We start from the raw sequence: 18,977 nt of genomic DNA, 5'->3' as shown, positions 1-18,977 counted from the left end.
AATCGTGAAAAATATAATCAAATCAGCTTTTTACGCGGGTACGGCATTGCTGGCGTTGAACTCCTGCAAAGACCTGGATACCAAGCCATACGTGGGGGAAGTTTCCGAACTTGTATACCAGGACCCGGCCAGTTACAAGCAGATACTTGCGAAATTATATGCGGGGCTTGCGGTATCGGGCATTAAGCCAAAAGACGACGATGTAGATCTTAAAAATTACGACGGAGGCTCCCAGGGCTACATGCGGGTGTATTGGTACCTGCAGGAATTCCCTACCGACGAGGCAATCGTAGGATGGGGAGACCCGGGGCTGCCCGATCTTCACAAAATGAGCTGGACAGCGTCGAATCAATGGAGCTCCGCTTTTTATTCACGGATATTGTATCAGGCAACGGTCGCCAATGAGTTTTTGCGTGAAACCACGGATGAAAAATTAAGTGCCCGTGGCATTCCAAACAGCGATGATATCAAGAATTTTCGCGCCGAGGCCAGGTTCATTCGTGCATTGGTTTATTCACACGGAATTGACCTTTTTGGCAGCATTCCATTGGTGACGGAACTGGACAAGGTAGGCTCTGCGCTACCCAAGCAAGCAACACGGGCTGAATTGTTTACCTACCTCGAAACCGAGCTGAAAGCTTTGGAAGCCGAATTGCCCGATGCACGTACCAATGAATACGGCAGGGCCGATAAGGCGGCAGCCTGGATGACACTCGCCAAATTATACCTCAATGCAGAAGTGTATATGGGTCAGGCCAAATACTCGGAAGCAGCTGCTTATGCGAAAAAAGTGATTGATGCAGGTTACGTGTTATCCGCTGACTATCAGCATAATTTCCTGGCGGACAATGATACTTCCAAAGAAATTATTTTTCCAATCAATTTTGACGGAAATGAAACGCAAACCTGGGGTGGTACCACTACCCTGATCCATGCATCGATTGGCGGGACAATGAACCCGACGGACTTCGGTGTGGACGGTGGCTGGGGCGGTTTCCGCACTACGAAGGAGCTGGTAGGGCTTTTTACAGATAAGAATGATAAAAGAGCCTTGTTTTACAGCAGCGGCCAGAATCTGGAAATTGATAACATTACCACATTCACAGACGGTTATGCCGTGACGAAATGGAAGAATGTCAAAAAAGATGGCAAGCCCGGTAAGAACCTTACCCATACCGACACTGATTTCCAACTTTTCAGGCTGGCGGATGCACACCTCATGTATGCGGAGGCGGTGGTGCGCGGCGGAACGGGCGACGCGACGCTGGCGCTCACATTGGTGAATGCATTGCGGACGAGGGCAGGAGCAGCGAAACTGACTGCTCTTACACTGGACAATCTTTTGGCAGAAAGAGGCCGGGAGCTGTTCTGGGAAGCACATCGCAGGACCGACCTGATCCGGTTTGGAAAATTCACTACCGGATATAACTGGGCCTGGAAAGGCGGTGTGAAAGCGGGAAAAGACGTAGAAGCTTTCCGGACATTGTTCCCGCTGGCCGCTACCGACCTTGTAGCAAATCCAACTCTTAGACAAAATCAGGGGTATTAGGCGGCTTTCGGCAATCGGCAATCGGCTTTCGTTCTTTTTTGACGGCCGACTGCTGACAGCCGAGGTCATGCGCAATCCTATCAAACTATATGAAAACATTGAACAAAATAATTTTCCTTGGGCTGACTATGGTGGTTGCCTGGGGATGTGAAAAGGAGCAGGATATGGCCATTCTGAATGCTGGGGCGGTGCCGGTGGTCAAATTATCTTCCGGCGAGGTGCTGCTGGACAAGGATAAAGCCGATGCGGATGTGCTAACGGTTTCCTGGGACACTGACTTTGGCTACCAGGCAGCGGCGAGCAATACGATCCTGATCGATAAAAAAGGAGCAGATTTTTCGAAAGCGGCCTCGATTTCAGCAGGTTCGTCTAAGTCGAAAGTGTTCAAAGCTTCTGAACTGAATGCGATACTGATCGGCCTGGGGCTCACTGCCGGTACTGCCGGCGAGATTGATATCCGCGTTACTTCTTCCATTGGAGCGGCGACGGTACTGACTTCAACGCCTGCGGTTTTGAAAGCGACTGCTTATTCGGTGCTGCTGGACCTTACTTCGAAATGGGGGGTGGTTGGAAGTGCTGCTAATGATTGGGGTGCGTCGCCTGACCTGCCATTTTATAAAACCGACGTAGCCAATGTTTTCGTAGCTTACGTAAATCTGATTGACGGGGAAATGAAATTCCGTGAGAACAACGACTGGGCTGTCAACTACGGTGGCGCAAACGGTGTTTTGAAAGCCGGAGGCGACAATATCAAGATCACGAAAGGGAGCTACAAGATTACATTCAATCCGGTAGCATTGACCTACAAAATTGAAAAAGGTGTTTTCTGGGGCATCGTTGGTGATGCTACTGCGACAGGATGGGGAGATAAACCTGACCAAAAATTTAGCTATAACCCTGGTTCTGAAACCTGGTACCTGAACAATGTCGTTTTGAAAGATGGCCAGATCAAGTTCAGGCTTAATGATGACTGGGGTGCGAACCTAGGCTCCACGGCAACAGCAGAACCTGATCCTATCGCCGCGAGCGGTGCATTGAAGGATGGTGGCAAAAACTTTGGCGTAAAAGCGGGCACCTGGAATTTCGAATTGAATGTAAAAGATCCGGCAAAGCCAACTTATAAGGCTACCAAGATCAAATAGAAATCTGTTATCATCAACTTACTTAACCAGGCGGGCACCGGAAAAAAGTGCCCGTCATTTTTCCTGTTTACGCCTTAATCCTGATCACCGATGAAGAACATTTTTACATTAGTGCTGTTTTTAATGTTTGGCCAAACCTATGTGAACGGTCAGGCCCGGATACAGCATCTGGAACCCATGAACTGGTGGGTTGGCATGAAAAATTCTAATCTGCAACTGCTGGTACACGCGTCCGGGATCTCTGACTATCAGCCTAAAATTGACTACAAAGGTGTCAGAATTGAGAAAACACATAAAACCGTCAATCCCAATTACCTGTTCATTGACCTAGTGATTTCTCCCCAAACAAAAGCGGGCGAATTTCAGATTGTTTTTGAAAGTAGGGGCAAGCCGTCGATCACACATCCGTACTCGCTCAGGGACAGGAAGCAAAAGTCTGCGGAACGAACTGGCTTTAACACCAGCGACGTAATCTATATGATCACTCCTGACAGGTTTGCGAATGGAGACTCCACGAACGATTCGGTCAAATCACTGGTGGATGGATTGAACCGGGGCAATATCAATGGCCGGCACGGCGGGGATATTGCAGGAATTATCAATCATTTGGATTACATAGGCGGCCTGGGAATGACCGCGCTCTGGATTAACCCATTACTTGAAAACGCGCAGCCGAGAGATTCCTACCACGGCTATGCGATCACAGATTTTTATAAGACTGACCCACGGTTTGGCAACAATGCAGACTATGTCCGGCTTTCGGAAGAAGCGAAAAAAAGAAATATCAAGCTGATCGCCGACATGGTGCTCAACCATTGTGGCTCAGAGCATTGGTGGATGAAAGACCTGCCGGACAGCAACTGGGTAAATTACCAGAACAAGCCATTAACGATCACCAACCACCGCCGGGAGAGCCTGCACGATCCTTATGCTTCCGACTACGACCGTACATTGCAGAGTGACGGCTGGTTTGTTCCGACAATGCCTGATCTGAATCAGCGCAATCCTTTTCTTGCCAAATATTTGACTCAAAATTCGATCTGGTGGATAGAAAGCGCGGATCTGAGCGGAATAAGAATGGATACTTATCCTTATCCTGACAAAGATTTTAGCGCTAAATGGAGCGGCGAAGTAATGCGGGAATACCCGGATTTTAATATTGTGGGAGAAGAATGGTCATTGAACCCCAGCCTGGTAGCGAACTGGCAGCGCGGGAAGGTTAACCAAAATGGCTACCAGTCTAATTTGAAAAGTCTGATGGATTTTCCTCTCAACAATGCGCTGATAGAAGCGCTCAATGCGGATGAGAAAATATGGAACCGGGGCTGGACCATGCTGTACCAGACTTTGGCCAATGATTTTGTTTTTGCACACCCCGATAACCTCGTGATTTTCCCGGATAATCATGACATGAGCAGGTTTTACACCCAGCTGCATTCAGATTTCAGCAAGTTCAGGCTCGGTCTTGCATTTTTGCTGACTACGCGAGGCATTCCTCAGATTTACTACGGCACTGAAATCCTGATGTCGAACCCTAAAAGTGATGCGCATGGAGAGATTCGCGGGGATATGCCGGGGGGATGGCCAGGCGATAGCAGGGATGTTTTTAAAGAAAAAGGCCTTACTGTGCAGGAAATGGAAGCAAAGCAGTTTGTTCAAAACCTGGTACGGTGGAGAAAAGGCGCTGCCGCAGTTCACTGGGGGAAACTCAAACAGTTCGCTCCCGAGAATGGGGTCTACGTGTTTTTCAGATATGATGACAAACAGAAAGTGATGGTAATCCTGAATAAAAATACTACGGCTTATACATTGGAATTGGGGAAATTCAAGGAAATACTGGCGCCGGTTTTCAATGCCCGGGACATTGTTTCTCAAAAGACATTGCAGGTAAAGGACCGGATCGTATTGGAGCCTGGGCAACCAATGATCCTTGACATTAACCCGTAGCCGCAACTTTTGAAACAATGAGAAAACTATACATTACGCTTTGTCTTACCCTTTTAAGTACATTTTGCTTCTGCCAGGCTATTACGGTTTCCCCGTCATTTCCGGCAGCAAACGGAGCTGTTACATTAACTTTCGATGTCAGCCAGGCAAAGGATAGCCGTAAAAGCGGATTGCTCAATCAGTCTGGTGGACTTTATGTTTGGGCGTGGGGTGGGCCCGACGTAAAAACGCGGAATGTTGAATATAGCCCTGCCGGACAGTCCAGCTTTGATCAGCCTTTCGCGCCTGGTCTGTTAAAAAAGGTGAGCGATAATGTATGGACCATTACCATCACGCCGGATCAGTACTACAATATCCCGGCCGGTAAAAAGATTACCTGGATCGGTGTTTTGGTTAAAAATGCCACCGGAAGCGCGCAAACAGAGGATTTCCTGATAGACTTATACGAGCCGGCAGATTTGTTTGTCCGTTTTCAAACTCCCGCGGACGATAATTTCTTCATTGAAGCGAATAAAGAATTGGCCGTAAAGGCAAGCGCTTCGACGAAAGCTGACCTGCGTATTGCGCTGGACGGCAATGTCATTGCAACAGCTACCGACACAGCATTGACTGCAAAAATTAATACCGGAAATACCAGCGGTCAGAAACATATGGTGGAAGTAATCGCTACGGAAAACGGAAAGACAGCCACGGATCAATTTACATTCACTGTCAGTCCAGAGCCCAAGGTTGCGACGCTTCCGGCAGGGCTGAAAAACGGCATTAACTATACCTCGGCTACTTCCGCGACGCTGGTACTGTTCGCACCTGAAAAGAAGTTTGTGTATGTATTGGGCGAATTCAATAATTGGGAAAATCAGCCCTCATTCCTGATGAACCGCACGCCAGATGGACAGACTTACTGGCTGGAAATCAAAAATTTGGTCACACAGAAAGAGTATCCTTTTCAGTATCTGGTTGACGGCGTCATTCCGGTTGGTGACCCTTTTTCGGAAATGATCCTGGACCGCAACGATGATAAATTCATCCCGGCAGCCAGCTATCCCGACCTGATTCCATTCCCTGGTAAAGCGCAGGGCGACATTGTTTCTGTTTTGCAAACCGGTCAAATTCCATATCAATGGAAGGCAGGCAACTTTAAAAGGCCTTTGGCGAAAGATCTTGTGATTTATGAGCTGCTGGTCAGGGACTTTACAGCCGCACGGTCGTATCAAATGCTTTCTGACACCATTGCTTATTTGAAGCGGCTGGGTATCAATGCCATTGAGCTGATGCCGGTCATGGAGTTCACAGGGAACGATTCCTGGGGTTATAACCCGATTTACTACACCGCGCCAGACAAGGCATATGGGAACCCGGCCAGTCTGAAAGCATTCATCGATAAGTGCCACGAAAATGGCATTGCGGTGCTGTTGGATATGGTTTTGAACCAGGCTGACTATGAATTTCCGTATGTCAAAATGTATTGGGACGGCACGCAGCCAGCGAAAAACAACCCGATGTTTAACCAGCAGGCAACCCATCCTTTCAGCGTATTTTTTGATTTCAACCACGAATCCCCTGCTACAAAATCATATGTGGATCGGGTGACGAAATTTTGGCTGGAAGAATACCATTTCGACGGGTACCGGTTCGATTTGTCCAAAGGTTTCACGCAGGTTAATTCCGGGAATAATGTCGCGGCCTGGGGAGCTTACGACGCCAGCCGGGTTGCAATCTGGAAACGTATATATGATCAGGTACGTAGCGCAGACTCCACTGCGTACGTGATTTTGGAACATTTTGCCGATGATTTTGAGGAAGCTGAGCTTACCGGGTATGGAATGCTGGTTTGGGATAATCAAAACGGGGCTTTTCGGGAATCGATTAAAAATGGGAAAGGGAATTTCAACCGGTTGTCGTGGAAGTCTCATACAGGTTTTCAGAAACCGGCCACGATAGGATACATGGAAAGCCACGATGAGGAGCGGCTGGTTTACGACGCGCTCACCAATGGTAGCATTGGAAATGGGTACACTGTGAAATCACTTCCGTCGGCGCTCGAAAGGGTGAAAGCGGCGGCAGCATTGTTTCTGCTCACGCCCGGCGCGAAAATGATCTGGCAGTTTGGCGAGCTCGGCTATGATGTTTCGATCAATGAAAATGGCCGTACGGGGGCGAAACCCGTGAAATGGGATTATTATAAAGATCCCGAAAGACTTAAACTTTACAAGGTTTTCGCCGAGCTGATCCATTTGAAATCGTCACTGGCCGCGGCATCAGGTGATACGTTTGAACTGGAATCTGAAAATACAGTCAAAAAGCTGTCACTCACTAATTCGGTCATGCAGCTGCGGGTAGTGGCCAATATGGATGTGAATGATCAAAATATCTTGCTTCCCGAAGGACAATGGTTTGATTACTTTTCAGGACAAGAGATCACCGTTTCTCCATCCGATCCGCCATTGAACTTTAAACCTGCTGAATTTCATGTTCTTACGAGTATGAAATTGTCTGACCCTGAAAAGGACCTGGTACCCTGGAAAATTCAGTTGATCACAGCCATTGAGCCAATACACTCCGGCACTACCGTGCTGTCGCCAGTTCCGACGGACTCATTTTTGAAATTAAGACTGGAAAATCCTTACCAGGGAGAAGTAATGGTAAGCGTGCTGAACATTGCCGGCCGGGAGTATAAAATGCATCATTTTCTCAAACACGGTTCGGTATTGGAAGCAACCATTGACGTTGAAGATCTGCGTGCCGGGTTGTATTTGCTCAGGATTCAGCAGGGAGCTGAGGTGATGGTCAGAAGATGGGTGAAAAAGTAGGATTGCTATTGTCATTTGTTGGCTTTTTTTGTTAATTATTGCCGCTTTGAAGCATTCAACAGCATTTACCCGAAAATATCACCTGACTACCACGACCATTAACGAACTAATCATGAATATAGAAAGACGCGATTTCTTATCCACTTTGACGCTGGCAAGTGCCGCTACATTGTTTTCCGGTAACCCGCTGCTGGCTTCGATCTCGCCAAAAAAGGATAAACTGGGCATCGCACTCGTAGGTTTGGGTTACTACAGCACCGACCTTCTTGCGCCTGCATTGCAGCTGACAGAGAAATGTTATCTCGCAGGCATTGTAACCGGTACGCCTTCGAAAGCAGAAAATTGGAAAACGAAGTACAATATCCCTGATAAGAACATTTACAACTACCAGAACTTCGATCAGATCGCTAATAACCCTGATATCGACATTGTATACGTGGTGTTGCCGCCATCCATGCACCGGGAGTTTGTGGTGAGGGCTGCGAAAGCGGGTAAGCATGTATTCTGCGAAAAACCAATGGCACCGTCCGTGGCCGACTGCGAGGCAATGATCAGTGCCTGTAAAAGCAACAAGGTAAAGTTGGCGATTGGCTACCGTTGTCAGCACGACCCAAATATTCAGGCTTATATGCAAGTGGCGAAAGATCAGAAATTTGGTAAAGTGAAAATGGTGACCAGCGCCGCTGGCTACGTCGATAACCGCACCACACATTGGAAACAAAATAAAAAACTGGGCGGCGGCGCGATGGGTGATATGGGCGTGTATGCATTACAGGGCGCAAGGCTGGCGACGGGCGAAGAGCCTATCAGCGTGATCGCGCAGGCGTCGACGACCCGTCCGGAGATATACAAAGAAGTGGAGGAAACGATGATGTTCATGCTGGAATTCCCCAGCGGCGCACGCGCATCGTGCCAGACGAGTTTTGGGATCAATATGAATTATCTGCAGGTGAACTATGAAAAGGGCTGGCTCAAAATGGAGCCGCATTCCGCATATACCGGCAATAAAGGAAGCATGTCGGATGGTACGATCATCAATGTTCCTCTCAAAAGCCAGCAGGCGAAACAAATGGACGAAGATTGCACCGCCATCATGGCCGGTACCGACCTGATCGCCCCGGGCGAAGAGGGGTTGCGGGATATCCGCGTGGTGGAGGCGATCTACAAGTCAGTCGCCTCCGGCAAGAGTGTCAAAATATAGGCTTATTCTTTACAAATTCTGCTTCTTTAATTCTTCCACGGCATGGTTGGCGGCTCTGGCCGTCATCGCCATGTATGTGATCGAAGGATTGACGCAAGAGGACGAAACCATTGCCGCACCGTCTGTAACGAACACATTTTTGCAATCGTGGACCTGATTGAATTTGTTCAGAACCGACGTTTTCGGGTCTTTTCCCATACGTGCGGTCCCCATATCATGTATGCCCAGACCCGGATGCGTATCCTGGCGGTTGAATCCTGAAACGTTTTTAAAGCCGGCAACTTCGAGCATTTCAACAGCCGAAGCCATCATATCTTTTCGCATAGCCAGCTCATTTTCTCCAAAAGCAGCATCAAAAACAATCATCGGAATTCCCCACTTGTCTTTTTTGTCTTTGTCAAGAAACATACGATTGGATGGGTCTGGCAGAATCTCTCCAAAGCCGCCGAAACCCATTGTCCAGGTACCCGGACGCGTCATATCCTCCTTAAAACTGGCCCCGAAACCATCCATCGTGATCCCACGTTTCCAATCGCTTTTGCTGGCACCACCCTGGTAACCGTAACCGCGCAGGAAGTCTTTTTTATCGGTTCCCCAGTTTCTGAATCGGGGTATATAGAGCGCATTCGGCCTTTGACCAAATACATAATCGTTTTCAAAGCCTTCGACTGTCGCATTCGCGCCGACTCCCAAATGATGGTCCATAATATTGCGGCCTACCTGGTCGCTGTCATTGCCTAGCCCGGTAGGAAAGCGGCTTGATTTCGAGTTGAGCAACAAAGCCGCAGAATTCATGGAACCCGCATTCAGGAAGACTATTTTGGCAAAAAACTCTTCCACAGCCATCGTATTCTGGTTAATAACCCGAACACCTTTTGCCTTTTTTGTTTTCTCATCATAGATCACTTCACTGGCAATGGTATCATGCAAAACCGTGAGCTTGTTGGTTTTACGCGCAGCTGGAATTGACCCTGATAATGAGCTGTAATAACCACCATACGGACAGCCACGGGCACATTTGCTGCGGTATTGACAGGAGGCGCGGCCCAGCTCCGTATGCCATGGTTGTGGCTTGGTAAGGTTGGCAATGCGACCGATCGTGACGGGGCGGTTGAGCTTTTTCATCATGGTTTCCCTGAAATAAAGCTCAGGAGCGCTCATGGGCATGGCAGGCAGGTAATGTCCGTCGGGCAGTACTTCCCAGCCCTCCGCCTGGCCGCTGATCCCTACAAATTTTTCAACATGCGTATACCAGGGTTCAAGGTCTTCATACCGGATCGGCCAGTCGATAGCGATGCCATCTTTGGCATTCGCTTCAAAGTCTTTTTTGTTCATCCGGTACGACTGCCTGCCCCAGTGCATTGATTTTCCACCGGTATGATAGGCCCTGATCCAGTCGAATGGCCGTTTTTCTATGTATGGGTTTTTCTTGTCATCGGTAAAAAACTCGCCGGTTTCTTCATTGGCCAATGTTCCGAACCTGCTGTTTGCCCAGTACTCTTCGGCAGACTGGATCGAAACTTTTCCCCGATGTGGGAATTCCCAAGGGCCTTTCATCGCCGTATCGTAATCTTCAATGTGCTTCACTTCCCTGCCGCGCTCGATCATCAGCACCTGCATGCCGCGTTCGGTAAGTTCTTTCGCAGCCATACCGCCCGTCATGCCGGAACCGATCACGATGGCGTCGTAGGTATTTGCTTTTTGTGCTTTTAAATTCAAATTCATGGTGATAGCAGGCTAGTAGGCGAAAGATTTTTGATTGGGTTTCAACTGGATCATTTCCAGTCTGCCGGGAATAGGCACGTAGTCAAATGACGATTTGATGCCTTCTTCGGATGTGAAGTAGCCGAGCATGGTCAGTTCCTTCATCAGTCTCCAATAGGGTATGCCCTTGGCTTGCGCGGCCATTTGTTCCCGGTCCTCATTGTCGCCCATTTTGGTTTGCTGGACCTGATAGGCCTTCATTTGTTCAACAGTATCACGTTCAACCTGTTTGAGGGCTTCCGTTCTTTGAGAATCGTCAAGTTTGAGAAAATCTTTTTGTTCCAGATTTTTGATGCCTTCCAAAAAGCTGACGTGTTCCGGTTTTTTATAACAATCCTGCAACATCATCACGATGAACGCGGGTACGCCTGCATCCTTCGCGCCGGGCGTGCCGGTTCGTGGAATGATCATCTCTGCCACCTCGGCAATGATCAGTTTTTGCTGGTCGGTAACATTGAAATCAATGGCGGACGCGCTTTTACCCGCATTGCCTTCCCAATGATTCATGGCCAGCAATGTGGGTGCTGAAAATGTTCCTCCCAATAAAAGGGCAACACGCTGAATGGCATCTCTTCTGTTCATCTTTCCTTTCCGTTGGTTTAGTGTAAAAGCAAAGGCATATCCTTTTTTAATGATCAATTTTTGAATGTACTTTAGGCTTGGGAAACATATAACGGATTAGTAACAAATCGTTAAAAAATCCGGAGATCAGATTCGTGCATTTCATAGTCAATTAAAACAGTACGAAAAATGGAAAAAGCTGAAACTACTTTTAACAGACGGTCATTTTTGAAAGCCTCGGCCTTGTCCGGCGGGGGAATGTTGCTGAGCATTGGCTGGCTGTCAGGTTTTAAAGCAGAGGCGATGCCGAAGAGCGGCGGTACTACTGTTGATTGGAAAGAATTGAATGGTTATATCAAAATCACACCGGATAATGTCATCCACATCATGTCCCCAAATCCGGAAGGTGGGCAAAATGTGAAAACTTCCATGCCCATGATCGTGGCCGAAGAGCTGGACGTGGATTGGAAAGACGTAGTCGTGGAACAAGCCCCGTTGAATACGGATCGCTATACCCGGCAATTTATAGGAGGTAGCCAGGCCATTCACCAGAGCTGGGAAAGGCTTCGTGCTGCTGGTGCCACAGGTCGGCAAATGCTTCGCGAGGCGGCTGCCAGCAAATGGCAGGTGCCTGTGGAAGAGGTAAGTACTGACGCCAGTGTGTTGTATCATAAAAAATCAGGCAAGTCGGCGAAATATGGTGAAATGGCTTCTGCCGCCGCGCAAATACCTGTTCCCAAAGAAGTAAAGTTGAAGGATGTAAAGGAGTTCAAGATTATAGGCCATTCGCAGAAAAACGTGGATATGCCGAAAATCGTAAAAGGAGCACCCCTTTTCGGTATTGACCAACACCGGGATGGCATGCTCATTGCGATGGTCACGCATCCGCCCGCTTTTGGAATGAAATTGAAGTCAATGAACGATGCTGAGGCCAAAGCGATGCCGGGTATCAGGGATATTTTCACAATCAAATCCATGATGGACGACTATGAAAGGCAGCAATTTGACACCTGTACCTTTCCCGAAGTAGTGGCCATCGTCGGTAGCAGCACCTGGGAAGTAATGAAAGCAAAAAAGGCTCTGAAAATCGAATGGGAGCCATTTGCAGATTACACTGAAAAGAAAGCCGGCCGGCCTGAACCTGCAAAAGTCCCTGCCGGGCTGGAAAATACAACCGATCACTATTCAAAAATGGCCGCTATGGCCAGTCAGCCAGGTAAGGTTCGTCGTAAAGACGGTGACCCCGAAACGGCGTTCCAAAACGCTGCAAAAGTGATCGAGCGAACATTTACCGGGCCGTTTTTGGCGCACAATTGCATGGAGCCAATGAATTTCTTCGCACATGTTACCGACGAGAAGGCAGAACTTTCAGGCCCTCTTCAAAAGCCGGAAATTACAGAAAAGACTCTTTCGGTCCGGCTGGGAATGCCACTTGAAAAAATTGACATTCAGATGACCCGGCTTGGTGGAGGATTCGGAAGGAGATCGTATGCCCATTTTTTATTGGAAGCGGCACTTATTTCCCAAAAAACCAAGGCACCTGTCAAGCTGATCTATACCCGGGAGGACGATATGACTTCGGGCATTTATCGGTCCACATATTCAGCGACTTACCGGGCTGCCTTGGACGCTGACCATAATTTGATTGGTTTTCATGTCAAAGCTGGTGGCATTCCTGAGTCGCCCCTGTTTGCAAACCGCTTTCCGGCAGGAGCCGTTGATCATTACCTGGCCGAAGACTGGACCATTGAATCCAACATTACCGTAGGCTCCTTCCGCGCACCCAGGTCCAACTTTATGGCCGCTGCCGAGCAATCATTCCTGGACGAAGTGGCCGAGGCGGCAGGCAAAGACCCCATCACATTCCGGCTGGAACTGCTCAACCGCGCCAAAACAAAGCCGGTAGGGAAAGATAACGAGTATGATGCGGCACGGTACGCGGGAGTACTGGAACTCGTGCGGGAGAAATCGGGCTGGGAACAGGTTAAAAAGACGAAGAATGTAGGTGTTTCAGCCTATCTCTGTCACGATACCTATGCCGCCCACGTGCTCGATCTGGAAATGAAGGACGGGCAACCGGTTGTGAAAAAAGTATGGTGTGCAATCGACTGTGGCATTGTCATCAATCCCGATGCTGCCATCAATATGACCGAGGGAGCCATTGTCGACGGCATTGGAACGGCATTGTTTGGCCAAATGACATTCACAAAAGGAGTGCCTGACAAGAACAATTTCAGTACCTACCGAATGATCCGCATGAACGAAGCGCCAAAGGAAATTGACGTTCATTTTGTACAAAACACCATTGATCCTACGGGAATGGGCGAGCCGGCTTATCCTCCGGTTTTCGCAGCATTGGCCAATGCGATCTATAAAGCTACTGGCAAACGCTTGTACAGTCAGCCATTCATGTCAGCGCTTTCGCAAGTATCCGGTTCGTAAGTGATGCTAGGCGATAATGCCTTTCACCAGTTTTCCGGCGACGTCGGTTAATCGGTAGCGCCGTCCCTGATGTTTGAAAATCAGTTTTTCATGATCGAGCCCCAGCTGGTTCAGGATCGTTGCGTGCAGATCGTGCACATGCACAGGGTCTTTAATGATGTTATATCCAAAATCGTCCGTTTCGCCGTACACCAATCCGGGCTTGATACCGCCACCCGCCATCCAGATTGTGAAGGCCCTGGGGTGGTGGTCCCTTCCATAATTGTCTTTGGTGAATGTTCCCTGGCAAAAGTTGGTACGCCCGAATTCTCCTCCCCAAATCACGAGTGTTTCATCGAGTAAGCCCCTTTGTTTCAGGTCGGTAACCAATGCTGCCGAAGCCTGGTCTACGTCCATGCATTGTCCTTTGATCTCATTGGGCAAGCCAGCGTGCCCGTCCCAACCCTGGTGGTAAAGCTGCACAAAACGCACGCCTTGCTCGGATAACTTCCTCGCCAAGAGGCAGTTTGCGGCATATGTTCCCGGTACCAGGCATTCGGGGCCGTACATTTTTACGATCGATTCCGGTTCTTTGCTCATGTCGGTTATTTCGGGAACCGCCGTCTGCATCCGGTATGCCATTTCGTATTGCTGGATTTTTGCGCTGACCTCGGGATCGCCAAATTCATTAAAAGTACCCTGGTTCAAAGCAGCCAGCCTGTCCAGCATCTCACGACGCTCCGAGCGGTCCATGCCGTCGGGATCGCCGAGGTACAGTACCGGGTTTTCGCCGCTGCTGAATTGTACTCCCTGATGGACGGAATCGAGAAAACCATTGGTCCATAATTTGGAATAAACACCTTGCCCATTGCCTTTGCCTCTGGACAGCAGCACGCAGAAACCTGGAAGGTTCTGGTTTTCACTGCCCAGGCCGTAGCTGAGCCAAGATCCCATACTGGGCCTGCTGCCTACCTGAGCGCCGGTTTGGAAAAAAGTCAGCGCTGGATCGTGGTTGATCGCATCGGTGTTCATTGATTTGATAATGCAAAGATCATCCACAATGCGGGCCGTATGCGGCAGTAACTCGCTCATCCAGGTACCTGAGCTGCCATGTTGTGCAAATTTGAAAGCAGATCCTGCCAGCGGAAATTTGGTCTGGTTGGACGTCATACCCGTCAGCCGTTGTCCGCCACGGATGGATTCGGGGAGGTCTTCGCCGAACATTTTGTTAAGCAGCGGCTTGTAGTCAAAGAGCTCAAACTGGGACGGTGCGCCATTTTGAAATAAATAAATGACCCGCTTGGCTTTGGGAGCGAAGTGTGGCAGGCCGGATACAATGTCGTTTACGCCACCATCACTGCCCGTTTTGAACATATCGGGGATCAGCAGCGATCCCAGCGCAGCACTCCCCAGGCCCAGACTGAGCTTCGACAGAAAATGCCTTCTGTTGGTATTCATTCCAAAATCAAAAACCTGCTTTTCCATAGGTAATGGCTTTTTGCTGAGGGCGTCTGGCCTTGCGGCAGACAGCGATCAGCTTTTTGTTATCGTTTCTTCCATGTTATAAAGTGTATTGATCACCCGCATCCATGCAGCAGCCTGGCTTTCATTAACCCTGGCTTCATGCACGTAATCACCCACATTCAATACCCTTTCCGCTTTCTTTTTATCTTTCGAAAACCGGTTCAGCTCCTGATCGTAGTACTCCACAAGCAATTTGACGTCCGTGGTACTCGGGCTACGGCATACAATCCGCTGAAACAGCTCCCTGATGTTATCTTCGGTTGAATTCTTTCTGAAACTCGTTTGCTCGGCAAGTACCCGCGAGGCTTCCAAAACAGTCGGGTCATTGAGCATGACGAGCGCTTGAAGCGGCGTATTCGTTTTTTGCCTTTTTACCTCGCAATGGTCCCGGTTACTACCATCGAAAATGATCATGGCGGGCGGAGGTAATGTCAGTTTGATAAATGTATACAGGCCGCGCCGGTACAGCTGCCCTCCCTGGTCCTGTACATACTTAGTAAGGCTGCCCCTGTTTGCGGTTGTGGCCTCCCATATGCCTTTGGGCTGGTAAGGTTTTACGCTCGCACCGCCAATTTCATGATTCAGCAATCCGCTGGTTGACAATACGATATCCCGTACGAACTCAGCAGGTACACGCGACCGGTCCATTCTCGACAGATAGATGTTGTCGGGATCTTTCTCGCGTTTTTCATTGGTTTGCATGGATGATTGGCGGTAAGTAGCGGAGGTTACCATTTGTTTTACCAGCCTTTTAATGTCCCAGTTATGTTTCATGAAGTCTACCGCGAGCCAGTCGAGAAGCGCGGGGTGGGTGGGCAGCTCGCCCTGCATTCCGAAATCGCCGGTGCTTTTTACAAGGCCCCGCCCGAATATTTCCTGCCAGATCTGATTTACAAATACACGTGCGGTCAGCGGATTATCTTTACTAACTGTCCATTTCGCCAGGCCCAACCGGTTTTGCGGATACTTTACAGTGTCAAATTTCATTACGGCTTTCAATCCGCTCGGGGTTACTACTTTTCCCGGAGCGTCGTATACACCGCGATTGAGGATATGGGTAGGGCGGGGCGTATCATTTTCGCCCATGACCGACAAAACGATTTTAGCGGTATCCCTGCTATTAACAAATGAGAGCAGATTTTTAACGTCAGCATTGGATATCGTCAGAACAGGCGTTTTGGCCGGGCCGCTTCCTGCACTTCCTTCAAAACCTTTTTCTTTTGAATTATTAAAAAACGCAAATAACCTGTAATAATCTTCCTGGGAAATTGGGTCGTATTTGTGATCGTGGCATTGGGCGCATTCGACAGTGAGCCCAAGCAAACCAGAACTGAATGTTTTTGTTTTATCAAGATGGTATTCAATCCGGTACTCTTCCGGAATCACGCCGTCTTCCTCTGTATACTTGTGGTTTCTTAGAAATGCAGTGGCCAGAATCTGCTCTTTGCTTGCATTGGGCAGCATATCACCTGCCAGTTGCCAGGTCAGAAACTGATCATAAGGCATGTTGCGGTTAAACGCGTGAATGACCCAGTCCCGCCACGGCCATTGCGTCCGCACATCATCATTTTGATATCCGTAAGAATCGGCAAACCGGGCGACATCCAGCCAATGGACAGCCATTTTTTCTCCATATGATTGCTGCGCGATCAATTCGTCGACCATTCGTTCGTAGGCCTTTTCAGAATCGTCCGCAGCGAATTTCCTTTGCAATGCCAATGACGGCGCTAAACCGGTGAGGTCAATCGACAACCTTTTTAGCAATTGCTCCTTGGTAGCTTCTTCATTTGGTTCCAGCCCCACTTCCTCCATTTTGGAAAGCGTAAAATGGTCAATCTCGTTTTTTGCCCAATCCTTTTTGCTTACCTCAGGCAGCGGATTTTGCTTCGGCGCGGTAAACGCCCAATGTTGTTCGTATTTGCCTCCCTGCTGTATCCACTTTTTTAGCAAACCGATCTCACTATCATTCAAAAGACCCAAATGCGACTCGGGCGTAGGCATCTGGTAGTCGGGAAGGGTGGAGGTGATCCTTTTATATACTTCGGATGCTTCGGGGTTACCGGGCACGATCGCAAAACCTTTGCCGTCCTTTAATCGGGCGTAGGCACTTTCGGCCATATCAAGCCGCAGATTTGCTTCGCGCTTTTTTGCGTCGGGGCCGTGGCAGGCAAAACATTTGTCGGAAAGGATTGGTCTTACCTGAAAACTGTAAGATATCAGATCGCTGGCTGCCTGTTGTTTTGTTGCTTCCTTTTTTTGAAAAAATAAAACGGAAACGGTTATAATGACTAAAACCGAAACCAACAAGAAGTACTTAAAATAGCGTCGCAGGCCCATTGAATTTCACTATTGATAATGTACAAATCTATTAGCATAAAGTCCGGTGAGTTGATTTTATATTGATATTTTCTAGTACTACATTGGCTTAAAACAAAGCCCTGCAAGTTTTTGACTTGCAGGGCTCAAACTTCGCATTACTGATTCAGATTCCGGTGTACCAGGCCCAGCCATAGTCTCCCTGATCTAAAAATTCATCGGTGACCACTATCTTCTGTAAATACTTCATGCTTTTATATCCGATCTGTGTTTCCAGCCTCAGACGAAGCGGGGCGCCGTGTGCAATGGGCAGGTTGCGGCCATTCATCCCGTAGGCCAGGATAGTTTGTGGGTGGAATGCATCGAGCAAATCTATGCCGTCGATAAAGCCATCGTACGCGAAAAAATTGACGTAACGTGCGCTGGGGAGTATGCCCGCATTTTGAAGTACGAGACTCAGCGGCACGCCGGCCCATTCTGCAATCGCCGTCCAGCCTTCCTCGCAGGTATGTCTGGTGATCTGTTTTTTGACTGGAAACCGTTGAAGGTCAGCGATGGAATATGTTCCCGGTTTTTTTACGCGTCCCTCCACTTTGAGGTCCCAGTTGGAGAACGCATCTTTTTGAAAGCGGGCGTAATCTTCATTGAAGCCTGGGTGGGATGTGTCACCAGGATTGGTGGTGCCGGTAGCCGGAAATGACGATATGTCCCGGAAGGAATACTCTTTCACAAGCGACTGGCCGGGCAGCAGCGCGCGGTGCGCATGATACGTGAGCATGTCGCCCATGCGCAGGATGTTCCCGTAAGTCGGTGGTGAGGTTTCCGAGCATCCGTTCAGGAGCAATGCGCCCAGTGACGATATTCCGGTGATAATGGCGCTGCGACGGGTGATGAGGTTGTCCTTTTTCATCGGGTCTTTTTTAGCTCTTTTTGATACTTATTTTTCCAAAAGTCATAGCCCGGATATGTTCTTTGAAACCTGTCCGGATGATCATCACAACGTGTACCAGCAGAAAGATTACCAGTAATGTGGTAGCAAAGAAATGTATCGTACGCGCCGACTGTGCCCCGAAAAATACTTTCAACAGGAAAGGGTAGGCAGCAGTGACAGCGGGCGACATGGTAAGGCCCGTCAACACGATCACTGGCAACAGAAAAAACAACACGCCGAGATAGGTAAGCTTCTGTAACAAGCCGTACTGCGGGCCATAAACGACGGACAACACATTCATCCGAAAATGAGCTGCTATGTCTGCGGCGAACACTTTCCATGAAAATTCACGGCCATTTGGAAAAAGATTACGGCGGAAATGACCGCTGAAAACCCCAAAGATCAGGTAAATAGTGCCCGTGAAAACCAGCAGCCAGGCCGACAGAAAATGAAGGCTCCGGCCCCAGCCATTCTGGTTGAAAATATTAAATGTACGGCTGGAACTTACTGGCGATCCGGCATAGTTAAAGAACGGGCTGCTCTTTTCCCAACCACCGTGCTGGTAGTTTTTGCTGATGGGCAGTTCGAATAAAGCAGGTGTAAGATCATTCCCTACCTCGCCCCAGTAAAGCCGCGGATGTGCCATGAGAATCACAAATCCACTGAACACGAGCAAAAAGAAACTAACCGTACCGATCCAGTGGGTGCTTTTTACCCAGGCCCGGTGTCCTGTTCCACTGGTAATTTTAGGAGGAGGAGACAGCTCTGTTCGATCCATTGTCGATTGCTGATTTAAGTATCTAATAAATAT

The 18,977-nt window shown here is 48.7% G+C and carries 12 protein-coding genes; 6 read left to right on the top strand and 6 right to left on the bottom strand.

What is annotated here, in order from left to right:
* The first annotated feature begins 4 nt into the window (after window positions 1–4).
* From ON006_RS12365 to ON006_RS12345, 5 genes are all read left to right on the top strand, one after another.
* Entirely contained in the window at window positions 5–1,549 is a 1,545-nt protein-coding gene (locus ON006_RS12365; protein ID WP_244820098.1) for a RagB/SusD family nutrient uptake outer membrane protein, read from the top strand.
* A gap of 89 nt (window positions 1,550–1,638) precedes the next feature.
* Window positions 1,639–2,691 carry a SusE domain-containing protein gene (locus tag ON006_RS12360; protein ID WP_244820097.1) on the top strand — a complete coding sequence of 351 codons (1,053 nt, stop codon included), beginning with the start codon at window positions 1,639–1,641 and terminating at the stop codon, window positions 2,689–2,691.
* Window positions 2,692–2,781: 90 nt separating this feature from the next.
* Entirely contained in the window at window positions 2,782–4,638 is a 1,857-nt protein-coding gene (locus ON006_RS12355) for a glycoside hydrolase family 13 protein (protein WP_244820096.1), read from the top strand.
* Between the two features lie 17 nt (window positions 4,639–4,655).
* Window positions 4,656–7,448 (top strand): alpha-amylase family glycosyl hydrolase, encoded by a 2,793-nt coding sequence (locus ON006_RS12350; RefSeq protein ID WP_244820095.1) that lies wholly within the window; start codon window positions 4,656–4,658, stop codon window positions 7,446–7,448.
* 112 nt (window positions 7,449–7,560) lie between these two features.
* The gene (locus ON006_RS12345; protein ID WP_244820094.1) at window positions 7,561–8,649 is read left to right on the top strand and encodes a Gfo/Idh/MocA family protein; all 1,089 of its coding nucleotides are present in this window, start codon (window positions 7,561–7,563) and stop codon (window positions 8,647–8,649) included.
* Window positions 8,650–8,658: 9 nt separating this feature from the next.
* Here ON006_RS12345 and ON006_RS12340 read toward each other — a convergent pair whose 3' ends face one another.
* Together ON006_RS12340 and ON006_RS12335 are read right to left on the bottom strand one after the other, a co-directional pair.
* A complete protein-coding gene (locus ON006_RS12340) occupies window positions 8,659–10,374 on the bottom strand; it encodes a GMC oxidoreductase (protein WP_244820093.1) in 1,716 nt (571 codons plus the stop codon).
* A gap of 12 nt (window positions 10,375–10,386) precedes the next feature.
* Window positions 10,387–10,995 (bottom strand): gluconate 2-dehydrogenase subunit 3 family protein, encoded by a 609-nt coding sequence (locus ON006_RS12335; RefSeq protein ID WP_244820092.1) that lies wholly within the window; start codon window positions 10,993–10,995, stop codon window positions 10,387–10,389.
* Window positions 10,996–11,163: 168 nt separating this feature from the next.
* Here ON006_RS12335 and ON006_RS12330 point away from each other — a divergent pair, with 168 nt between their 5' ends.
* The gene (locus tag ON006_RS12330; RefSeq protein WP_244820091.1) at window positions 11,164–13,416 is read left to right on the top strand and encodes a xanthine dehydrogenase family protein molybdopterin-binding subunit; all 2,253 of its coding nucleotides are present in this window, start codon (window positions 11,164–11,166) and stop codon (window positions 13,414–13,416) included.
* 6 nt (window positions 13,417–13,422) lie between these two features.
* On the opposite strand, the gene ON006_RS12325 is transcribed toward ON006_RS12330, so the two are convergent.
* The 4 genes from ON006_RS12325 to ON006_RS12310 form a co-directional block, all read right to left on the bottom strand.
* Window positions 13,423–14,880, bottom strand: coding sequence for a DUF1501 domain-containing protein (locus tag ON006_RS12325; protein WP_244820090.1), 1,458 nt, complete (start codon window positions 14,878–14,880; stop codon window positions 13,423–13,425).
* 48 nt (window positions 14,881–14,928) lie between these two features.
* Window positions 14,929–17,256 (bottom strand): PSD1 and planctomycete cytochrome C domain-containing protein, encoded by a 2,328-nt coding sequence (locus tag ON006_RS12320; protein WP_244820089.1) that lies wholly within the window; start codon window positions 17,254–17,256, stop codon window positions 14,929–14,931.
* 145 nt (window positions 17,257–17,401) lie between these two features.
* Window positions 17,402–18,145: a molybdopterin-dependent oxidoreductase gene (locus ON006_RS12315; RefSeq protein ID WP_244820088.1), complete on the bottom strand. Its 744-nt coding sequence runs from the start codon at window positions 18,143–18,145 to the stop codon at window positions 17,402–17,404.
* A gap of 10 nt (window positions 18,146–18,155) precedes the next feature.
* Entirely contained in the window at window positions 18,156–18,944 is a 789-nt protein-coding gene (locus ON006_RS12310; protein ID WP_244820087.1) for a cytochrome b/b6 domain-containing protein, read from the bottom strand.
* Window positions 18,945–18,977 lie beyond the last annotated feature (33 nt).

Source organism: Dyadobacter pollutisoli (assembly GCF_026625565.1).
Classification (GTDB): domain Bacteria; phylum Bacteroidota; class Bacteroidia; order Cytophagales; family Spirosomataceae; genus Dyadobacter; species Dyadobacter pollutisoli.
The sequence above is the reverse complement of the archived record's forward strand: the minus strand, read 5'-3'. Positions and strand labels throughout refer to the sequence as shown.